Annotated in this window: 15 protein-coding genes; 6 read left to right on the forward strand and 9 right to left on the reverse strand. The window is 72.5% G+C overall.

The window, feature by feature from the left end:
* Positions 1-23: 23 nt before the first annotated feature.
* The gene (locus DP939_RS10625; RefSeq protein ID WP_113980455.1) at positions 24-2,432 is read right to left on the reverse strand and encodes a VIT domain-containing protein; all 2,409 of its coding nucleotides are present in this window, start codon (positions 2,430-2,432) and stop codon (positions 24-26) included.
* A complete protein-coding gene (locus DP939_RS10630; protein ID WP_113980456.1) occupies positions 2,429-3,490 on the reverse strand; it encodes a MerR family transcriptional regulator in 1,062 nt (353 codons plus the stop codon). The genes DP939_RS10625 and DP939_RS10630 overlap by 4 nt, the downstream gene beginning before the upstream one ends.
* Positions 3,491-3,603: 113 nt before the next feature.
* On the opposite strand from DP939_RS10630, the gene DP939_RS10635 reads away from it, so the two are divergent.
* A complete protein-coding gene (locus DP939_RS10635; protein WP_113980457.1) occupies positions 3,604-4,071 on the forward strand; it encodes a Dps family protein in 468 nt (155 codons plus the stop codon).
* Between the two features lie 108 nt (positions 4,072-4,179).
* Here the strand turns inward: DP939_RS10635 and DP939_RS10640 are convergent, their stop codons facing one another.
* Positions 4,180-5,136 carry an oxidoreductase gene (locus DP939_RS10640; protein ID WP_113980458.1) on the reverse strand — a complete coding sequence of 319 codons (957 nt, stop codon included), beginning with the start codon at positions 5,134-5,136 and terminating at the stop codon, positions 4,180-4,182.
* A gap of 150 nt (positions 5,137-5,286) precedes the next feature.
* Between DP939_RS10640 and DP939_RS10645 the strand changes: the two genes are divergently transcribed.
* Positions 5,287-5,886, forward strand: a complete 600-nt coding sequence (locus DP939_RS10645) for a TetR/AcrR family transcriptional regulator (protein WP_113980459.1) — start codon at positions 5,287-5,289, stop codon at positions 5,884-5,886.
* On the opposite strand, the gene DP939_RS10650 is transcribed toward DP939_RS10645, so the two are convergent.
* Both DP939_RS10650 and DP939_RS10655 read right to left on the reverse strand, forming a co-directional pair.
* On the reverse strand, positions 5,856-7,016 hold the full coding sequence (locus DP939_RS10650; RefSeq protein ID WP_225878154.1) for an alkaline phosphatase PhoX: 1,161 nt from the start codon (positions 7,014-7,016) through the stop codon (positions 5,856-5,858). The genes DP939_RS10645 and DP939_RS10650 overlap by 31 nt on opposite strands.
* A 511-nt stretch (positions 7,017-7,527) precedes the next feature.
* Positions 7,528-8,463: a bifunctional helix-turn-helix transcriptional regulator/GNAT family N-acetyltransferase gene (locus DP939_RS10655; protein ID WP_113980460.1), complete on the reverse strand. Its 936-nt coding sequence runs from the start codon at positions 8,461-8,463 to the stop codon at positions 7,528-7,530.
* 198 nt (positions 8,464-8,661) lie between these two features.
* Between DP939_RS10655 and DP939_RS10660 the strand changes: the two genes are divergently transcribed.
* Complete coding sequence (locus DP939_RS10660; protein ID WP_199565078.1) at positions 8,662-9,645, forward strand: acetylxylan esterase; 984 nt, start codon at positions 8,662-8,664, stop codon at positions 9,643-9,645.
* Positions 9,627-10,625: a lactonase family protein gene (locus DP939_RS10665; RefSeq protein ID WP_113980462.1), complete on the forward strand. Its 999-nt coding sequence runs from the start codon at positions 9,627-9,629 to the stop codon at positions 10,623-10,625. Before DP939_RS10660 ends, DP939_RS10665 begins: the two co-directional genes overlap by 19 nt.
* Positions 10,626-10,638: 13 nt before the next feature.
* Here DP939_RS10665 and DP939_RS46905 read toward each other — a convergent pair whose 3' ends face one another.
* From DP939_RS46905 to glpK, 3 genes are all read right to left on the reverse strand, one after another.
* Positions 10,639-11,391 carry a nucleotidyltransferase domain-containing protein gene (locus tag DP939_RS46905; RefSeq protein ID WP_199565079.1) on the reverse strand — a complete coding sequence of 251 codons (753 nt, stop codon included), beginning with the start codon at positions 11,389-11,391 and terminating at the stop codon, positions 10,639-10,641.
* Entirely contained in the window at positions 11,388-12,026 is a 639-nt protein-coding gene (locus tag DP939_RS46910; RefSeq protein WP_225878155.1) for a nucleotidyltransferase domain-containing protein, read from the reverse strand. The genes DP939_RS46905 and DP939_RS46910 overlap by 4 nt, the downstream gene beginning before the upstream one ends.
* 79 nt (positions 12,027-12,105) lie before the next feature.
* Positions 12,106-13,575, reverse strand: coding sequence for a glycerol kinase GlpK (glpK, locus tag DP939_RS10675; RefSeq protein ID WP_113980464.1), 1,470 nt, complete (start codon positions 13,573-13,575; stop codon positions 12,106-12,108).
* A gap of 137 nt (positions 13,576-13,712) precedes the next feature.
* Here glpK and DP939_RS10680 point away from each other — a divergent pair, with 137 nt between their 5' ends.
* On the forward strand, positions 13,713-14,738 hold the full coding sequence (locus DP939_RS10680) for a 6-phosphofructokinase (protein WP_113980465.1): 1,026 nt from the start codon (positions 13,713-13,715) through the stop codon (positions 14,736-14,738).
* Positions 14,739-14,892: 154 nt separating this feature from the next.
* On the opposite strand, the gene DP939_RS10685 is transcribed toward DP939_RS10680, so the two are convergent.
* Positions 14,893-15,636, reverse strand: a complete 744-nt coding sequence (locus tag DP939_RS10685) for an MHYT domain-containing protein (protein ID WP_113980466.1) — start codon at positions 15,634-15,636, stop codon at positions 14,893-14,895.
* A 150-nt stretch (positions 15,637-15,786) separates the two neighbouring features.
* Between DP939_RS10685 and macS the strand changes: the two genes are divergently transcribed.
* Positions 15,787-16,950, forward strand: coding sequence for a MacS family sensor histidine kinase (macS, locus tag DP939_RS10690; RefSeq protein WP_113980725.1), 1,164 nt, complete (start codon positions 15,787-15,789; stop codon positions 16,948-16,950).
* Positions 16,951-16,975: the final 25 nt, after the last annotated feature.

Raw genomic sequence — 16,975 nt, forward strand, 5'->3', positions numbered from 1 at the left:
GGCACCGCTAGCGGTGTGGGGGGTCAGGGGCGTTTCCAGAAGGCGCGGGTGGAGCGGCCGCCCGCGTCGCGGGGCTGGAGGTGGGTGCCGAGTACGCCCGGTGGTCGGGTGTCGCCGCCGGTGAGGTGGGTCAGGAGGGTGAGCGCGCGCCGCCACAGGCCGCGTGGGTCCGCGCCCGGGCGTTCGGCCGCCACGAGGTCCCTGGCCAGGTCGGCCAGCTCCTGGTGGCCGCCGAGGTGGCCCGCCAGGACCGCCAGGCGGCTGCCGAGGTCGGCCAGGTACCCCGCCAGGGCGGGATCGGGCAGCGCCTCGGCCGCGCGCAGCCGTTCCAGCTCGGCGACCAGCTGCGGGCGTACCGACTCGAACGCGTGCGGCACCGGCCGCGCCGGGGCGGTGAAGCCGCGCCCGGGCCGTGGACCGGGCGCGGGCGGCCTGCGCAAGACCGGACTCTGCGGCGGCGCACCGGCGAACCCCTCGGGCGCGCCGGCCGGAGCGGCGAACGGCGCCGGAGCGGCCGGGGCGAACGACGCCGCCATGGCCTGCGCCCCGAACCCGATCTGCCCACCGCCCGCAGCGGGCGCGTCCCACCCGCTCGGCGGTTCCACCGGCTGCACGACGCGGTGCTGCGGCCCGCCTTCGGCCACCACCTTCGTGTCGATCGCGACGAACGCCGTGAACCTGCACAGCACCCCGTACTTCAGAGACGTCGCGACGATCGTCTCCTCCAGCGTGCGGTCGCCCATCGCGTAACGGTCCTCCAGGGTGCGCAGCCGCGCCCGCGCCCACACCGCCCGCACGGCCGGGTTGCCGGACGCCGCGCCGGTCACCTCGCGCTCCCAGGGCTGTCCGCCCGCCGCCAGCCCGCGTACGGTCAGCGTGGCCGCCGCCGCGCCGTTCGCGGCCCGGTAACGGCCGAACACCGAAAGCGGCACCCCCGAGAACAGCGACCCCGCCCGGGTCACCGTGTCGGGGACCAGCTCGAACCCGTCGGCCTTCAGCGACAGGTCGGTCACCAGCGGCGCGCCGATCCGGCGGTGGATGTGCTCCATCGCCTCGTCTAGCCGGTCCTCCGACTCCACCAGCTCGCAGCGCCCCGCGCCGAGCCCGGCCAGCCGCCCGAGGAACCCGGCGTTGACCGCCCGGTCGATGCCCACGGTGTGCACGCGTACCTGCGCCAGCCGGGCGCCGGTACGCTCCAGGATCTGGTCTTCGTTGCCGACCTGGCCGTCGGTGACCAGCACCAGGACCCGCTCGCGTTCGCCGTCCGTCAGCAGGCCGAGGGCCCGCTCGATCGGCGACAGCATCTCGGTGCCGCCCCGGGCGTCCAGCCTGGCCAGGTGCTCCACGGCCCGGTACCGGTTGCGGTCGGTGGCCGCCACCAGCCCTTCGGGCAGGTGCTCCGGGTGCTCCACGACGGTGTCGAACGACAGCACCGCGAAGCGGTCGTCCGCGGTCAGCGTGTCCACGATCCGCGCCGCGGCCCGCCGGGCGGCGACCATCTTCCAGCCGCCCATGCTGCCGGAGCGGTCGAGTACGAGTACCACGTCACGCGGCGTCCGCACTGCCTCACCGGCCGGTGGCATCACGGTCAGCGCGAACGTGCCCTCGCCGCTCGCGGCGTCCTCGTCGTCGGGGACCATGGCGAGCGCCGTCGAGGTCTCGAAGGTCAGTCGCAGGATGAAGTCGCGGTCCAGCCGCTCGCCGGGCTGGAGACTGACGTTGGTGCCGTCGATCGAGACCACGTGCAGGCTGGATCGCATCTCGCGCAGGTCCAGCCCGGCCGGATCGACGTTGACGGCCAGCGACAGGCGTACCGGGTTGGGGAACCCGGGCAGCAGCACGGGCGGCGAGATGCGCGAGGCGTCCGGGACGGCGTCGGTGTCGGGCTCCACGCCCGGCCCGGCCGGGGCGTCGTCCAGCGGCGTGCCCGGGATGTAACGCGGGGCCACCACCAGCGGGAAGCGGAAGGTGGCGGCGCCGTCCTCGTACGGGAGGGGCTGGCTCAGCGTGAGGCGTACCCGGACCTTCTCGCCGGGCACGATGTTGCCGACCCTGATGCTGAAGACGTCGGGCCGGTCCTCTTCGGCGATGGCGGCGCGCTTGCCTTCCGCGATGGCCCGGTCGTAGTCGGCCCGGGCCTGACCGCGCTCCTTGAGCAGGCCCTCGATGACCCGGTCATCGGCCTCCATCCGGAACGCGGTGACCGCCGCCCTGGGCGGCAGCGGGAAGATGTAGGTCGCCTCCAGCGGCAGGTCGTACGGGTTGTGGAAGCCCTGGGTCACCTCCACGGCGGCGATCAGTCCCGTCACCTCGGCGGTGACGTCCAGGCTTTCCAGCGGCAGGTTGCCCCGCTCGGTGCGCAGCGTACCGAGACCCGCATCGGGATCAGGGACGCACTCCTCCGGCCGCAGCGGGGTGATCGGAACAATCATGCGGTGCTCCCTTCCGGGTGGCTGACGTGAGTCGGGCCCGCCAGGTCTTTCGCATCCTCTGTACTGCTTGGCGCGGTGTACGGCCCGGCGCCCATCGGACCCGCGGGCTCTTTCGCCCCGCCGTCAGGTCTCGCGCCGTCTTGCGCGGCGGGCGGCTGGGCGTCGACCGGGTCCGCCAGGCCTTTCGGGCCGTCGTCGGATTTCGAGTTCGTTGCGTTGTCCTGCGCGGCGGGCGGTCCACGGTCGATCAGGTCGGCTCGCTCTCCCGGGCCGCCATCGCGGTTCGTGTCCGTCGCACTGTCTCGCGCGCTGGATGGTCCGGTGTGGATCGGGTCGCGTTGATCTTCCGGGCTGCCGTTGCCCGTTGTGCTGGGTTGCGCGTACGACGGTCCGGGGGGGATCAGGCCGCGCTCGGCGAGTACGGCGAGCAGGGGGGCGGCGGCGGTGGCGATCGCCGGGAAATCGCCGGGGGCGGGTGCCCGGCCTGCGCCGTCGAGCAGGACGGTCACGCCGTGGGCCAGCCGTACGCCGTACACCATGCCCGCCGCCTGCCCGTCGAGCTCCGGTGGAATCGGGGCCGAGGTCGGGGGCGCAGATGGGGGTGAGGCCCAGAAGCGCGGGCGGGCTCTGGCGGGCTCCGGCGATGCGGACAGGAGGGATGGGCCGGGCAGGCCCTCCGGCTCCTGTTCCTGTGGCCGGGGGACCTGGGCGACGGTGGCGAGATGCGCGTCGGTGGCCCCCGCCAGCCTGGTCTGGATCTCGGCGATCGACAGGCCGTCCGCCTGCAGGCGCTTGATCGCGACGAGCTGGAGCAGGTGGCGCCGTCCGTACAGGGCGATCCGGCCGCGGCGGGTGAGCGGCGGATCGACCAGGCCGATGGTCGTGTACCACCGGATCAGACGCGCCCCGGGCACCTCGCGGACCCGGCCGTTCACCGTCTGGGCCGCCCCGCCTGCTTCACGGGAGGCGGCCTGCGCGGCGGAGGCGTCGCCGGACCTGGCGCGCAGCGTGTCGGCCGCGCGCTCGGCCAGCTCGCCGATGGTCCAGGTTTCGCTCATACCGTGATAGTGACACTGTAATTATGACAGTGTCAAGCAAGGGGCATATGCCGCGAACGACTGGGTAGCGGGAAAACCTGACCTTGATGTCGACTTCGGGGAGGGGATGTGACATGGCCGCCATCACGGGCGCGTTGCCGCCGGATGAGAGGAAGGTCGTGGGCGAGGCCCTGCAGGGGGCGCTCATCGATCTGATCGACCTTTCGCTCGTGGCCAAGCAGGCCCACTGGAACATCGTCGGCCACCACTTCCGGCCGCTGCACCTGCAACTGGACGAGATCGTCTCGCTCGCCCGCGAGCACACCGACGTGATGGCCGAGCGCGCCGTCGCCCTCGGAATCAACCCTGACGGACGCTCCGCGACCGTGGCGCGCGCCACGGAGCTGCCGCAGCCCGACGTGGGATGGATCAACGACGGCAAGGTGGTCGCCCTGATCACCGACGCCCTGGAGGGCATGGTCGAACGGATGCGCGAGCGCGTGAAGGCGACCGAGGAGGCCGACCCGGTGACCCAGGACCTCCTGATCAAGGCGACCCAGGACCTGGAGAAGCAGCACTGGATGATGCAGGCCCAGCGTTAACGACCGCCTAGACGATCATCCCGGCCCAAGCCGGGAAGACCCGACCACCCGGGCCCGCGGCGGGTCATACGACCCCGACCTCGGGCCCGCCGCTGTCCGCCGGATCCGCTATGGCACGCGTGTTGCTCTGGCGACGGACAGGGCGTAGGTGACGCCGGTAAGCCGCTCGGACATCTGCCAGAGGCGTGCGGCCGTGGCGGCGTCGCGGATGGCGTACTCGCGGGTCCGGCGAGCGGGCTCGCCATGGAGTTGCAGTACTCCGTTGGGAACGATGTAGCTTCCGCCGGGCAGGTCCGGCACGGTCGCCGCGTACAGGGAGGTCTTCGCCCCCTCCAGGGTGGGCCGGAAGGCCACGCGCACCATCAGGCGCGTGAGGGCCGCATACACCTGTCCTCTGCCGCTGTTGGCGCCGCCGGTGAGCACGTTCGTGCGGGTGAGCCCAGGTGCGACGGCCATGCTGCGGAGCTTGTGCCCGGCGGCGTCGGCCCGGCGCTGCAGTTCCATCGCGAAGTAGAGGTTGGCCCGCTTGGACTGCACGTAGGCGAACGCCGCGCGGTAGCGGCGTTCGGCGTTGAGGTTCTCCAGGTCGAAGGGGGCGAAGCGCTGGCCTTCGCTGCTGACCGTGACCACCCGCGGATCGGGTGCGGCGAGCAGGTGCGGCAGGAGCAGGCCGGTCAGGGCGAAGGTGCCCAGGTGGTTGATGCCGAACTGCGATTCGAACCCGTCGGCGGTCCGGGCGTAGGGCACCATCGCCACCCCGGCGTTGTTGACCAGCAGATCTAGCCGGTCGCGGTCCCAAGCGGCGGCGAACGCCCGGATGGAGGTCAGGCCGCCCAGGTCCAGACGCCGCAGTTCCAGGTGAGCGCCGGGCAGCTCATCCCGCATGCGGGCGAGGGCGGCCTGGCCGCGTCCGGGGTCGCGGCAGGCCAGCACGACATGCGCGCCCTTGCGGGCCAGCTCACGGGCGGTGACGTAGCCGATGCCGCTGTTGGCTCCGGTCACTACCGCGACACGCCCGGTCAGGTCGGGGATGGCGTGGAAGGTCCAGGGATGGGAGCTGCGCATGATGTGTCACCTCAAAGGGATGCAGATGGAGCTATCGCAACTTTGAGTTGCGATACACTCATCTTGTCACCCGCTCCACGGATATCGCAACTTGGAGTTGCAATGCAGCCTGGTCAATCCTCCGCCCGGCCGATCGGCCGCGGCAGCAAGGTGCGCGCCGCCGTCCACGCCGCCACGCTCGCCGAACTCGTGGACAGAGGCTATGCCGCGTTGAGCGTCGAGAACGTCGCGCAGCGCGCCGGGGTTCACAAGACGACGGTGTACCGGCGCTGGAAGGATCGCGAGAGCCTGCTCACCGATGCTCTGGCCGAGCACATGGCGATGGACATCCCCGTTCCCGACACCGGAGCGATCGAGACCGATCTGGCAGCGCTGGCGCGCTCGATCGTCCAGACGTTCACCAGCCCGACCGGGCAGGCCATCCTCGCCGCGATGTTCACCGGAGCAGCTCATCTTCCGGAGATCGCCGCAGCACGGCGCCAGGTGTTCGACGACCGCCTCGCCAGGGCCGAACCCGTGGTCACGCGTGCCATCCAGCGCGGTGAACTTCCCGGAGACACCGATCCCGCCGAGCTGTTGAAGACCTTGGCCGCGCCGATCTATCTGCGCCTGCTCATCACCGCCGATCCAGTCGACGAGACGACCGCCGACCAGGCGGTGCTCGTCGCGCTGACCGCCGCGCGCGGTGGTGCCCTGCGAACAGATCATGGTGCGCGGGGTCAGGGGCGGAAGGGGCCGGTGATCTCGTAGGTGGTGCCGGTGATGGCGGTGAGGGAGCGGGTGGGGCGGCGGGCGAGGGTGGGGCGGGTGGAGAAGTACAGGCGGTGGCCGGTGGGGGAGAAGGCGAGGCCGGTGATCTTGGAGCGGTCCTGGCCGGTCAGGCGGAGCAGGGGGCCCGGGGCCGGGGACTCGGGGGTGACCACGCTGATCTCCAGCGTGTGGCCGTCTTCCGCGGTGTAGAGGTCGCGGTCGCGGTGCGGTGGGTCGGTGAGCAGTCGTCCGCCGTCGTAGACGACGTGCAGGCGCTCGGCCGTCGCGTCGTACGCCCATACCTGGCCGTCGCCCGTGGTGGTGAGGGCGAGCACGCCGTCCGCGTAGTGGCAGCCGCCGGGCCTGGCGAAGCGCACCGCCTCGGGCACCTGGTGCCGGGCCGGGGTGAACAGTGAGGCCGGGCTGGGCACCGGCCGCCAGGCGACTCGCCCCGGGGCCGTGCCGGGCGCGTGGCACAGCACCTGAAGCTCGCCCTCGATGAGCTCGCCCCAGTCCACCGGCCGGAAGCGGTAGAGGCAGCCGTCGTCCTCGTCCTCTGTCAGGTAGACGACTCCCCGGTCGGCGTCACAGGCGAGGGCCTGGTGTTTGAAGCGGCCCATGGCCAGGCGCGGCATTGCCGCGCGCACGCCGTACGGGTCGCACTCGAAGATGCGCCCGAGGACGGTGCCCTCGCCCGACAGCCATGTACGCCATGGGGTCGCGCAGCCGGCGCGGTTGAGGGTGGCGCCGGACAGGATGCGGTAGGCGTCGCGTACCGAGCCGTCCGGGCGGAACCTGATCGCGGACGCGCCGCCGAGCAGCGGGACCGCCGAGTTGGAGACGTAGATCCAGCCCTCGCCGTCAGGGACGCACGCGCCGCCGTCGGGGGCGGCGTGCCAGCGCAGGCCGCCCACGGGCTGCCCCGTGCGGGCGATGACCCGGCCGTCGAACCCGGCCGGCAGGGCCAGGCCGTCGCGGTCGGGCGACCGTAGCGGGCCGTAGGGGCCTTCCTCGCCGGGCGCGCTCCCGCCCGCCGCGGCGGCGCGCCACAGCGATCCGTCAAGCGCCCGGGCGGTCCACGGGCCCGTCCGGGCGAACGTACGGCGCAGCATCGGGACCTGCCTCCACATGTCCGGGGTGCGACGTGTTCACGGCCACGCTACTCGCGGGCCACCGGTCGGGATCGATTGGATCGGTGGGGTGTTAACGGCTAGGAATATCCGGACTCCTGGCGGCCTAACGTCACAAGAAGCTCCGACGCCCGCCCACCAGGCCCCCGACCACTGCGAATCCCCGTGCCTTCACATCCGCCCCGCCCCGGTCCGAACCTCGATCCCCCGACCTCGGTTCTGGGCCTTACCCAGGAACGGCCGCCCACAACACCCGGAAGCACATCGATCCGCTCCCCGACGGCCGTACCGATGGCGACCCGGCGTTTCGTGTGCCGGGACTTGACGCAAGCGCGGCTTCGCCGCCGTTGTCCTATCCGAAGGCGTCCTATCCGAAGGCGGCCGGTCCCGCCGACCGGGCTGCCTTTCAGGCCGCCCCTGTGCCCGGCGCGCGTCCGGGATGGGAGGCCGGCCGCGCCTGGCCGTTCGCGTCCGGGGTGGCGCGGCCGGAGTAGTGGGGGAGAGGGGGTGGTCAGGTGAGGCTCATGGACCAGATCTGTTCGACCACGGGGGTGCCCTCCTCGTCGCCGGGCTCCTCGCCGGTCAGCTCGAAGCCCGCGCGTTGGTAGAGGCGGCGGGCGTCGGTGAGGGCGTGGCGGGTCCACAGCATGATGCGCCTGTAGCCGGCGGCGCGGGCGAAGGAGACGCACTCGTCGACCAGGCGGCCGCCGATGCCCAGGCCGCGGGCGAACGGCTCGACGAGGAGCATCCGGAGCTGGGCCGTCTCGTCGTCCTTGCGGACGCAGAAGACGCACCCGGCCCGCTCGCCGTCGACCTCGGCGATCCAGCCCGCCTCGCGGGCGGGGTCGTGGTGGTCGGCGTAGTCGGCGACGATGCGGGCGACCAGCCCCTCGAAGCGCTGCCCCCAGCCCTGCTCGCGGGCGTAGAGGACGCCGTGCCGGAACACCACCCAGCCCAGGTCGCCGGTCTGCGGCGGGCGGATCGCATAGCGAGCGCCGGCGCGGATCTCGTCGCTGAGCGTCTGCTCGATCACCGACATGGCGCCGACGAGCCGCCCGCGGCCGTCGTCGCCGAGCTTGGCCAGCATCTCCTGGACCCGCTCGTCTGAGCGTTTGTCCAGCTCGGTGAAGGTGGCCCGCCCGGTGTCGGTGAGCCGGACGACCTGCCGCCGCCCGTCGGCGGGGGAGCGCTCCCTGGTGGCCAGCCCCTCGCCCTCGAAGCGGGCCAGGATGCGGCTCAGGTAGCCCGCGTCGAGCCCGAGGTCGCGGCGCAGGTCGGTGACCTCGCTCTGCCCGCCCTCGCGCCGGTGCTGCTCCAGCTCGTACAGCACCCGGGCCTCGGTCAGCGAGTAGGGCGCGTACATCGTCTCGGCCTGGAGGGCGCCGATGACCCCCGTGTAGAAGCGGTTGAAGGCGCGCACGGCGGCCACGCGGTCATCGACCGTCATCACTCTCTCCCTCCTGATCGAGCCTTGTCGAGCCTGATCGAGCAGTTCGTTGACTGAGTCAAAGAATAGCTTGATCGCCTCCCGCCGGCAACTCCACCGAACCCGACGGAACCGGAGCGAACACGATCGAAGCGGGCGTGGCACGATGCTCCTGGACCGGCCCCCGAGCGATTTTCTGAACACGAGATGGGAGATCCATTGCCTCTGTTCGACATGCCCCTGGCCGAGTTGCGCGACTACCTCCCCACAAGGGATGAACCCGCCGACTTCGATGACTTCTGGAAGCGGACCCTCACCGAGGCCGAGGCGTTCGATCTGGCCGCCGAGTTCAAGCCGCACGACGCCGCCCTGACCTCCGTGGACGTGTACGACACCGCCTTCGCGGGCTGGCGCGGGCACCGGATCAACGCGTGGTTCATCCTGCCGCGCCACGTCCCCGACCCGGTCCCCTGCGTGGTCACCTACATCGGCTACACCGGCGGGCGGGGCTTCCCGCACACCCACCTCGAATGGCCCGCCGCAGGTTACGCCGTACTGGTCATGGACACCAGGGGCCAGGGCGGGGCCCACCCGGACAGGCCGGGCGCGACCGCCGACCCGGACGGAGGCGACTTCGCCACCGCCTTCGGGATGATGACCAGAGGCGTCCTGGACCCGGAGGGCTACTACTACCGCCGGGTGTTCGCCGACGCGGCCAGGGCGGTGGACGTGGCGGCGGCCCACCCCCGCGTGGACGCCACGCGCATCGCCGTGCAGGGGGAGAGCCAGGGCGGCGGCATCGCCCAGGCCGTCGCCGCGCTGCGGCCCGAGGTCGCCGCCGCGCTGATCGACGTGCCCTTCCTGACGCACTTCCGGCGCGCGGTGGAGATCACCGGCAGCGACCCGTACGCCGAGATCGTCCGGTTCCTGTCCGCCCAGCGCGGTTTGGAGGAGCAGGTCTTCCGCACACTGAGCTACTTCGACGGGGTCAACTTCGCGGCCAGGGGCACCGTCCCCGCCCTCTACTCGGTGGCCCTGATGGACACGGTCTGCCCGCCGTCCACCGTGTTCGCCGCCTACAACCACCGGCCCGGTCCCAAGGAGATCACCGTGTGGCCATGGAACGCCCATGAGGGCGGGGCTGGAGCGCAACGGGAGGCCCAGCTCCGGTACCTTCGCCAGTTGTGGCGACCACACGACTGATCTACATCGGCGGCTACACGCCGGACAGCGGCGGAGCGGGCCCGGGCATCACCACCGTGCGGATGGAACACGACGGCCGGCTGACGACGGTCGCCGAGACCGCCGCGTCCGGGCCGTCGTTCCTGGCGGCGCACCCCACGCTGCCGGTGCTCTACGCGGTCGGCGAGACCGGTGAGGGCACAGTGGCGGCGTTCACCCGCCACCCGGACGGCAGGCTGACCGAGATCGGCAGGCGCCCCAGCGGCGGCGACAGCCCCTGCCACGTGGCGGTGGACCCGCACGGGTCCTGGCTCGCGGTGGCCAACTACGGCGACGGCGTGCTCGGCGTCCAGCGCCTGGACGAGTTCGGCCGGATGGCGGGCCCGCTCAAGTCGTTCCCCGGCGATGGTTCGGGGCCCGTCGCCGACCGCCAGGCGGGCCCGCACGCCCACCAGGCCGTCTTCGGGCCCGACGGCGCGCTCTACGTGCCCGACCTCGGCGCCGACGAGGTACGCCGCTACCTGGTGGACGACAGCGTCCGCCCGCACCCCGACGGCCCGGTACGGGTGACCCCCGGCACCGGCCCGCGCCACCTGTTCCACTCGGCCGGACGCTGGTACCTCACGGGCGAGCTGGACGGCACCGTGTCGATGTACGACCGGCAGTGGAGGGAGGCGGCCCGCGTCCCCGCCTCCCGCGCCGAGCCCAACGCGCCCTCCCACATCGAGGTCTCCCCGGACGGCCGCCTGGTCTACGTCGCCAACCGAGGCCCGGACACCGTGTCGGTCCTGGACGCGGGAGACCTGTCCCATATCGACGAGATCCCCTCCGGCTGCGGATGGCCGAGGCACTTCGCGCTCATCGGCGACCGCCTCTACGTCGCCGGCCAGAACTCCGGCGACATCGCCATGCTCCACACCAAGTCCGGCATCCCGCAGTCCGCGGCGACGGCCTTCACCGTCGCCACCCCCTCCTGCATCCTCGCGCCCGGCGAGCTCTGAGCGGCCGGGAGGGTCATGCGCCCGTCCGCACCCTGACCAGCAGATCGTGCAGCGCGGGGCCCGCGGTGGCCGCCTCGGGGAGCGTGGACCGCTCTTCGGCCTCGGCCAGAGCGGCGGTCAGCCGCGCCACGTCGGAGGCCAGCCGTTCCGCGCCGGGCGCGTCGGCGGGCAGCGCCCCGTGCTCGGCCTCCCGCTTGGCCGCCACCAGCTCGGGCAGGTACGCCGGCGCGTCGCCGTACAGGCGAGTCACGTCGGCCACCACCTCGCCCGTGCGCATCAGCCACAGCCCGGTCAGCAGCACCCGGAACGTGTAGAGCAGCGGCTTCAGCCCGCCCGACCTGCCGAACAGCGCCCACTGGTTGCGCGCGAACCCCAGGTAGTGCTGCGCGTGCCACCGGGTCAGGCACCCCGGGGCCAGGGCGCACAGTTCCTCGTGCACCCCGGACGTGGCCACCACGAGCGGGGAGAGCAACTGCTCCAGCACGTAGCCGTTGCGCCCGAGCAGCAGCCGGCAGAACTTGGCGAGGTCGTGCGTGACCAGGTCCACCTCGACGCCGTCGCGCGTCCAGGAGCGGGTCACGGTCTCCTCGCCCTGCCGCAGGCCGACCACGTCGGCGAGCGGGAGCAGGTGGACGCCGCGCAGGTCCACGTCGGAGTCGCGGGAGGGGAACCCGTACAGGTGGGCGCCGCTGACCGTGGCGAACGTGAGCGGGTACGGCTGGCCCGCCGGTATCTCGGCGAGCCACCGGGGCGGTACGGCGGTCACAGGTGCGCCCTTCTGACGCCGGTCAGGAACGCCTCGACGGCCGCGTGGTCGGGGGCCTCGGGCAGCGGGCCGCCGTCCGCGCCGAGCCCGTCGGCCAGCTGGGCGCGCCAGCGGTCCACCTCCGCCCAGCTCAGTTCGCCGCGGCGCAGGGCGAGCAGGCGGTCGCGGTGGGGGCTGACGTCCAGCAGCGGCTCGCCGTGCAGGGCCAGGTGGCGGGCCGACAGCAGCAGCCGGATCAGGTGCATGGCCATCTTCCAGCGCGGCGCTGCCGGGTCCAGGCGGCGGTACTGGCGGGCGGCGTACCGCTCGAAGGTGCCGAGCGCCCGCCGGGACAGGAAGCCGCGCCGCAGGGCCCGCAGTTCCTCGCCCACCGGGGTGGCCCGCTCGACCAGCGGCGACCACAGGCATTCCAGGACGGTGGGGTTGGCCGCGAGGGCCAGTTCGCAGAACCGCTCGACCTCCCAGGAGAACTGCTCCGGCAGCGGCCCCTCGATGTGGGTGGGCGGCTTGTCCAGCCGCCAGAACAGCGGGGTCGGGGCGACGAACACGCCCCGCCGGTCGGTGTCGGACGCGGCGGTCGAGAGCCCGTACGCGCGGGACCCGACCACCACCGAGAGCACGGTGTGGTCGGTCACCAAACTCGCCGAGTCCCACATAGGGCACAAAGTGTGCCATGCGGGAGGCCGCGTCCCCGCCTGGTTTTCCGCCGGGCGCTCAGGCCCAGCCGCGGGCCCGCTCCACCGCCCTGCCCCACCGCCGGTACGCCTCCTCGTCCCGCGCGCCGGGCTCGAAGCGGCGTTCCAGCCGCCAGGTCTCGCGCAGCTCGTCCGGGGAGGACCACACGCCCGCGCCCAGCCCCGCCAGGAAGGCCGCGCCCAGCGCCGTGGTCTCCTGGATCACCGGCCGCTCGACCGGGGTCGCGAGCTGATCGGCCTGGAACTGCATGAGCAGGTCGTTGCCGCTCGCCCCGCCGTCCGACTTCAGCACCGGCACGGCCAGCCCGGCCGCCCCGGTCATCACCTCCACCACGTCGCGCACCTCGAACGCGATGGCCTCCAGCGTGGCCCGCACCAGGTGCGCCCTGGTGGTGCCGCGGGTGATCCCGCAGATCGTGCCGCGGGCGTCAGGGTCCCAGTGGGGGGCGCCGAGGCCGGTGAGGGCCGGTACGAACACCACGCCCCCGGAGTCGGGCACCGTGCCGGCCACCGCCTGCGTCTGGCGGGCGGTGTCGATCAGGCCCAGCCCGTCGCGCAGCCACTGGACGGCGGCCCCCGTGACGAAGATCGCCCCCTCCAGCGCGTAGGTGATCTCCCCGGACGGGCTCTGCCAGGCCACCGTGGTGAGCAGCCCGTCCTGGGAGCGCACCGGTTCGGTGCCGGTGTTGATGAGCACGAACGAGCCGGTGCCGTAGGTGCACTTGACGTCGCCGGGGGCGAAGCAGGTCTGCCCGAACAGCGCCGCCTGCTGGTCGCCCGCCAGGCCGCTGATCGGCAGGTCGAGCCCGAGGAAGGCGCGCGGGTCGGTACGCCCGGCAATGCCGTGGTTGGGCACGATCTCCGGCAGCGCCGCCCTGGGCACGCCGAACAGCTCGCACAGCTCGTCGGACCAGCCGCCCGCCGCCAGGTCGTACAGCAGCGTGCGGGAGGCGTTGGAGGGATCGGTGACGTGCCGGGCCCCACCGGTCATCCGGGCGACCAGGTAGGAGTCGACGGTGCCGATCACCGCGGCACCGCTGGTGACCGCCGCCCAGGACCGGGCGTCGTGCTCGGCCAGCCAGGTGAGCTTGGTCGCGGTGAAGTAGGGGTCCAGGCGCAGGCCGGTCAGCTCGGCGACGCGCGGCTCGTGCCCGGCCTCGCGCAGCCGCGCGCAGATGCCCGCGCTGCGGCGGTCCTGCCACACGATCGCGCGGCGCGGCGCGGCGAGGTCCGAGCGGTTCCAAAGGACCGCGGTCTCGCGCTGGTTGGTGATCCCGACGCAGGCCGGGGTGAGGTCCGAGCCGTCCAGCGCGGTACGGCAGGCGGCCAGAACGGCCTGCCAGATCTCCTCGGGGGCGTGCTCGACCCGCCCCGGCTCCGGAAAGTGCTGGGCGAACTCCTGGTAGCCGCGCGAATCGATCCGGCCGTCCTCGGTGACGATCAGGGCGGTGACGCCGGTGGTGCCCGCGTCGACGGCCAGGACACTCATGACACTCCTCGCGTATGGTCTAGACCAGTACTAGTGGCTACGGCAGAATGCCAGGGTCGGGTGGCGACACCATCACCGTGCGCCGACCGTACTACCCCTTAGAGTCTTGCCGTGCAAACCATCGGGAGGAACCCGCAATGCGTATAGGAGTGCTCACCGGAGGCGGTGACTGTCCCGGGCTCAACGCCGTCATCAGGGCGGTCGTCCGCAAGGGCGTGAGCGTCTACGGGCATGAGTTCGTAGGATTCCGGGACGGCTGGCGCGGTCCGCTCGAAGGCGAAACGATGCCGCTGGACATCCAGGCGGTGCGCGGCATCCTGCCGCGCGGCGGCACGATCCTCGGGTCGTCGAGGACCAACCCGATCAAGATCGACGGCGGCGTGGAACGCATCAACGCCAACCTGAGCTCCTCAGGGGTCGACGCGTTGATCGCCATCGGCGGCGAGGACACCCTGGGTGTCGCCAAGCAGCTCTTCGACCTCGGCGTCCGCGTGATCGGCGTGCCCAAGACGATCGACAACGACCTCAACGCGACCGACTACACGTTCGGCTTCGACACCGCGGTCAACATCGTGATGGAGGCGATCGACCGGCTGCACACCACCGCCGAGTCCCACCACCGCGCGCTGATCTGCGAGGTCATGGGCCGCCACGCGGGCTGGATCGCGCTGCACGCGGGCATGGCCTCCGGGGCCAACGTCATCCTGATCCCGGAAAAGCCGTTCGACATCGACCGGGTCTGCGAGTACGTCGAGAGCCGGTTCAAGACCCGCTACGCGCCGATAATCGTGGTCGCCGAGGGCGCGCACCCGGTCGAGGGCCAGATGGCGCTGCAGACCGGCGAGCTCGACGCGTTCGGCCACGTCCGGCTGGGCGGCATCGGCGAGCGGCTGGCCAAGGAGATCGAGAAGCGCACCGGCAAGGAGGCCCGCACCACGGTGCTCGGCCACATCCAGCGCGGCGGCACCCCGACGGCCTTCGACCGCGTCCTGGCCACCCGGTTCGGCCTGCAGGCGATCGACGCCGCCCACGAGGGCGACTTCGGCAAGATGGTCGCGCTGCGCGGCACCGACATCGTCCGGGTCGGCCTGGACGAGGCGACCAAGGAGCTGAAGACCGTTCCGGTCTCGCGCTACGAGGAGGCCGAGGTCTTCTTCGGCTGATCCGCCCCCGGTCGGGGCCGATCTTTGCAAGCGGTTTGCAAGCGGCCCGGCCTAGGGTCTCGTGATGTCAGCGGGTGATCCGCTCACATCCCCTCCGTGTACGGCTTGCGCCTTGGTTGAAGCGGCCCGCGAGGCGCAGGCCGTACATCTTCGCTCACCCGTACGCCGGCGGTTCGGGCCTCGCGTGCCCCGGCGCCAGCAGTACGGCCAGCAGCAGCGCGAACGTCACCACGCTGATCGCCACCACGACCGGCGGCAGCAGGTCGATCGCCTCCGCGCCCGGCGGTTCACCGCCCATCGGACGCACCCGCACCCGGAGCGCGAACATGCCCGTGTGGTGCACGCCGCTGACCGCCACGCCCAGGACGAGCGCCCCCGCCACCGCGGCGGCAGGGCCGGTCCGCCGTACGCACCGCAGGGCGGCGGTCGCCGCCGCCATCGCGACGAACACCGACAGCACGACGATCACAGGGTCGTAGAACACGTCCGCGTTCATGTTCATCGACGCCATCCCCAGGTAGTGCATGCCCGCGATGCCGAGTCCCACGACGACCCCCGCCCAGGCGAGGGCCGGGCGCTCGCCGCTCCGCGCGGCCAGGGACAGGCCGGTGCCCACCACCACGATGGCGAAGACCGCCGACGCGGCGGTCAGCGGCAGGTCGTACCGGACCCGCGTACCGGGGACCCGGAAGCCCATCATCGCGATGAAGTGCATGACCCAGACGCCGGTCCAGCCGGTCGAGAGCGCGCCGCCCACCAGCCAGGCCGCGCGGGCGCGGCCCGTGGAGTCGCGGGCCCGCGCGGTCAGCAGGAGTCCCAGCAGTGCGCCGACGCTGGAGACGAGGTAGGCGACCGCCGACGTCCACCATTCATGCGCAAAATAATCAATATGCGACATACGCCCTGAGTTCCTATTACATAGGGAGGTTTCGGGAAGTATGGCAGCGCCCACCCAGTGACATGAGCTTTTGTCACCTATTGACCACGCGAACCGGCGAACCGCTTTCCGGCGCGAAGGGCCCTGATGCGCTATGAAGGTCCCGCGGTGATGTTTCCGGGCCGGGGAGAGGACGCGCGGGTGGGCATCGACATGCCGTTCTGGCGGGCCATCGCGGTCTTCAGGATCGCCTCGATCGTCTACGCGGCGGCCCTGCTGATCCGCGCGGACGGCTATCTGCGCCCGCAGGCCGGCTGGGCGGTGATCGGCGTGATGACGGTGTGGACCGTGGTCACGATCTACGCCTACGCCTCACCCGCGATGCGCGGGCGCGCGCTGCTCGCGGCCGACATGATCGTCACCGTGCTCTGCCTGCTCGCCACCCCGTACGTACAAGGGCCCTACCAGACGGGCGCGCTGCCCATCACCGCGACCTGGATGGGCGGGCCGGTCATCGCCTGGGGCGTCCAGGGCGGTCGCCGGGCGGGCGCTCTGGGCGCGGCGATCGTCTCGGGCGCCGATCTGTGGCTGCGCGGGGTCGGCGAGGTCTCCGACTTCGGCGTCGCCTCGGTGTCGATCAACGGCGTGGTGCTGCTATTCCTGGCCGGGATCCTGATCGGCCACGTGGCCCAGCTCGCCCGCCAGGCCGAGGAGCGCATGCAGCGGGCCACCGAGATGGAGGCCGCCGGCCGCGAGCGGGAACGCCTGGCCCGCGGCATCCACGACTCGGTGCTGCAGGTCCTCGCCCTGGTGCAGCGCCGCGGCCAGGAGATCGGCGGCGAGGCCGCCGAACTCGGCAGGCTGGCCGGGCAGCAGGAGGCCGCGCTGCGCGAGCTGGTGAGCCTGCAGCGCGAGCCCTCCCCGGCGGGCACCTGCGACCTGCGCACGCTGCTGCGCGCGTACGGCGGCACCGACGTCACCGTCTCCACCCCCGCCACCCCGCTCGACCTCCCCACGGGCGCCGCCCGGGAGGTCGCCGCGGCGGTGGCCGCCGCGCTGGACAACGTCCGCCGCCACTGCGGGGCGGGCGCGCACGCCTGGATCCTCGCCGAGGGCGAGGAGGACACCATCACCGTCACCGTCAGGGACGACGGGCCGGGCATCCCGGAGGGCCGCCTGGAGGAGGCCGCCGCCGCGGGACGCCTCGGGGTGGCCCAGTCCATCCGGGGGCGCGTCGCCGACCTCGGCGGCCGGGTCGTGATCACCTCCGCGCCCGGTCAGGGCACCGAGGTCGAGCTGACCGTGCCACGTGGCGAAACCCCCGTCCGGTCGTAGAGTGGCGGGTGTGGACGGCTTGCGC

Source organism: Spongiactinospora rosea (assembly GCF_003315795.1).
Classification (GTDB): Bacteria; Actinomycetota; Actinomycetes; order Streptosporangiales; family Streptosporangiaceae; genus Spongiactinospora; species Spongiactinospora rosea.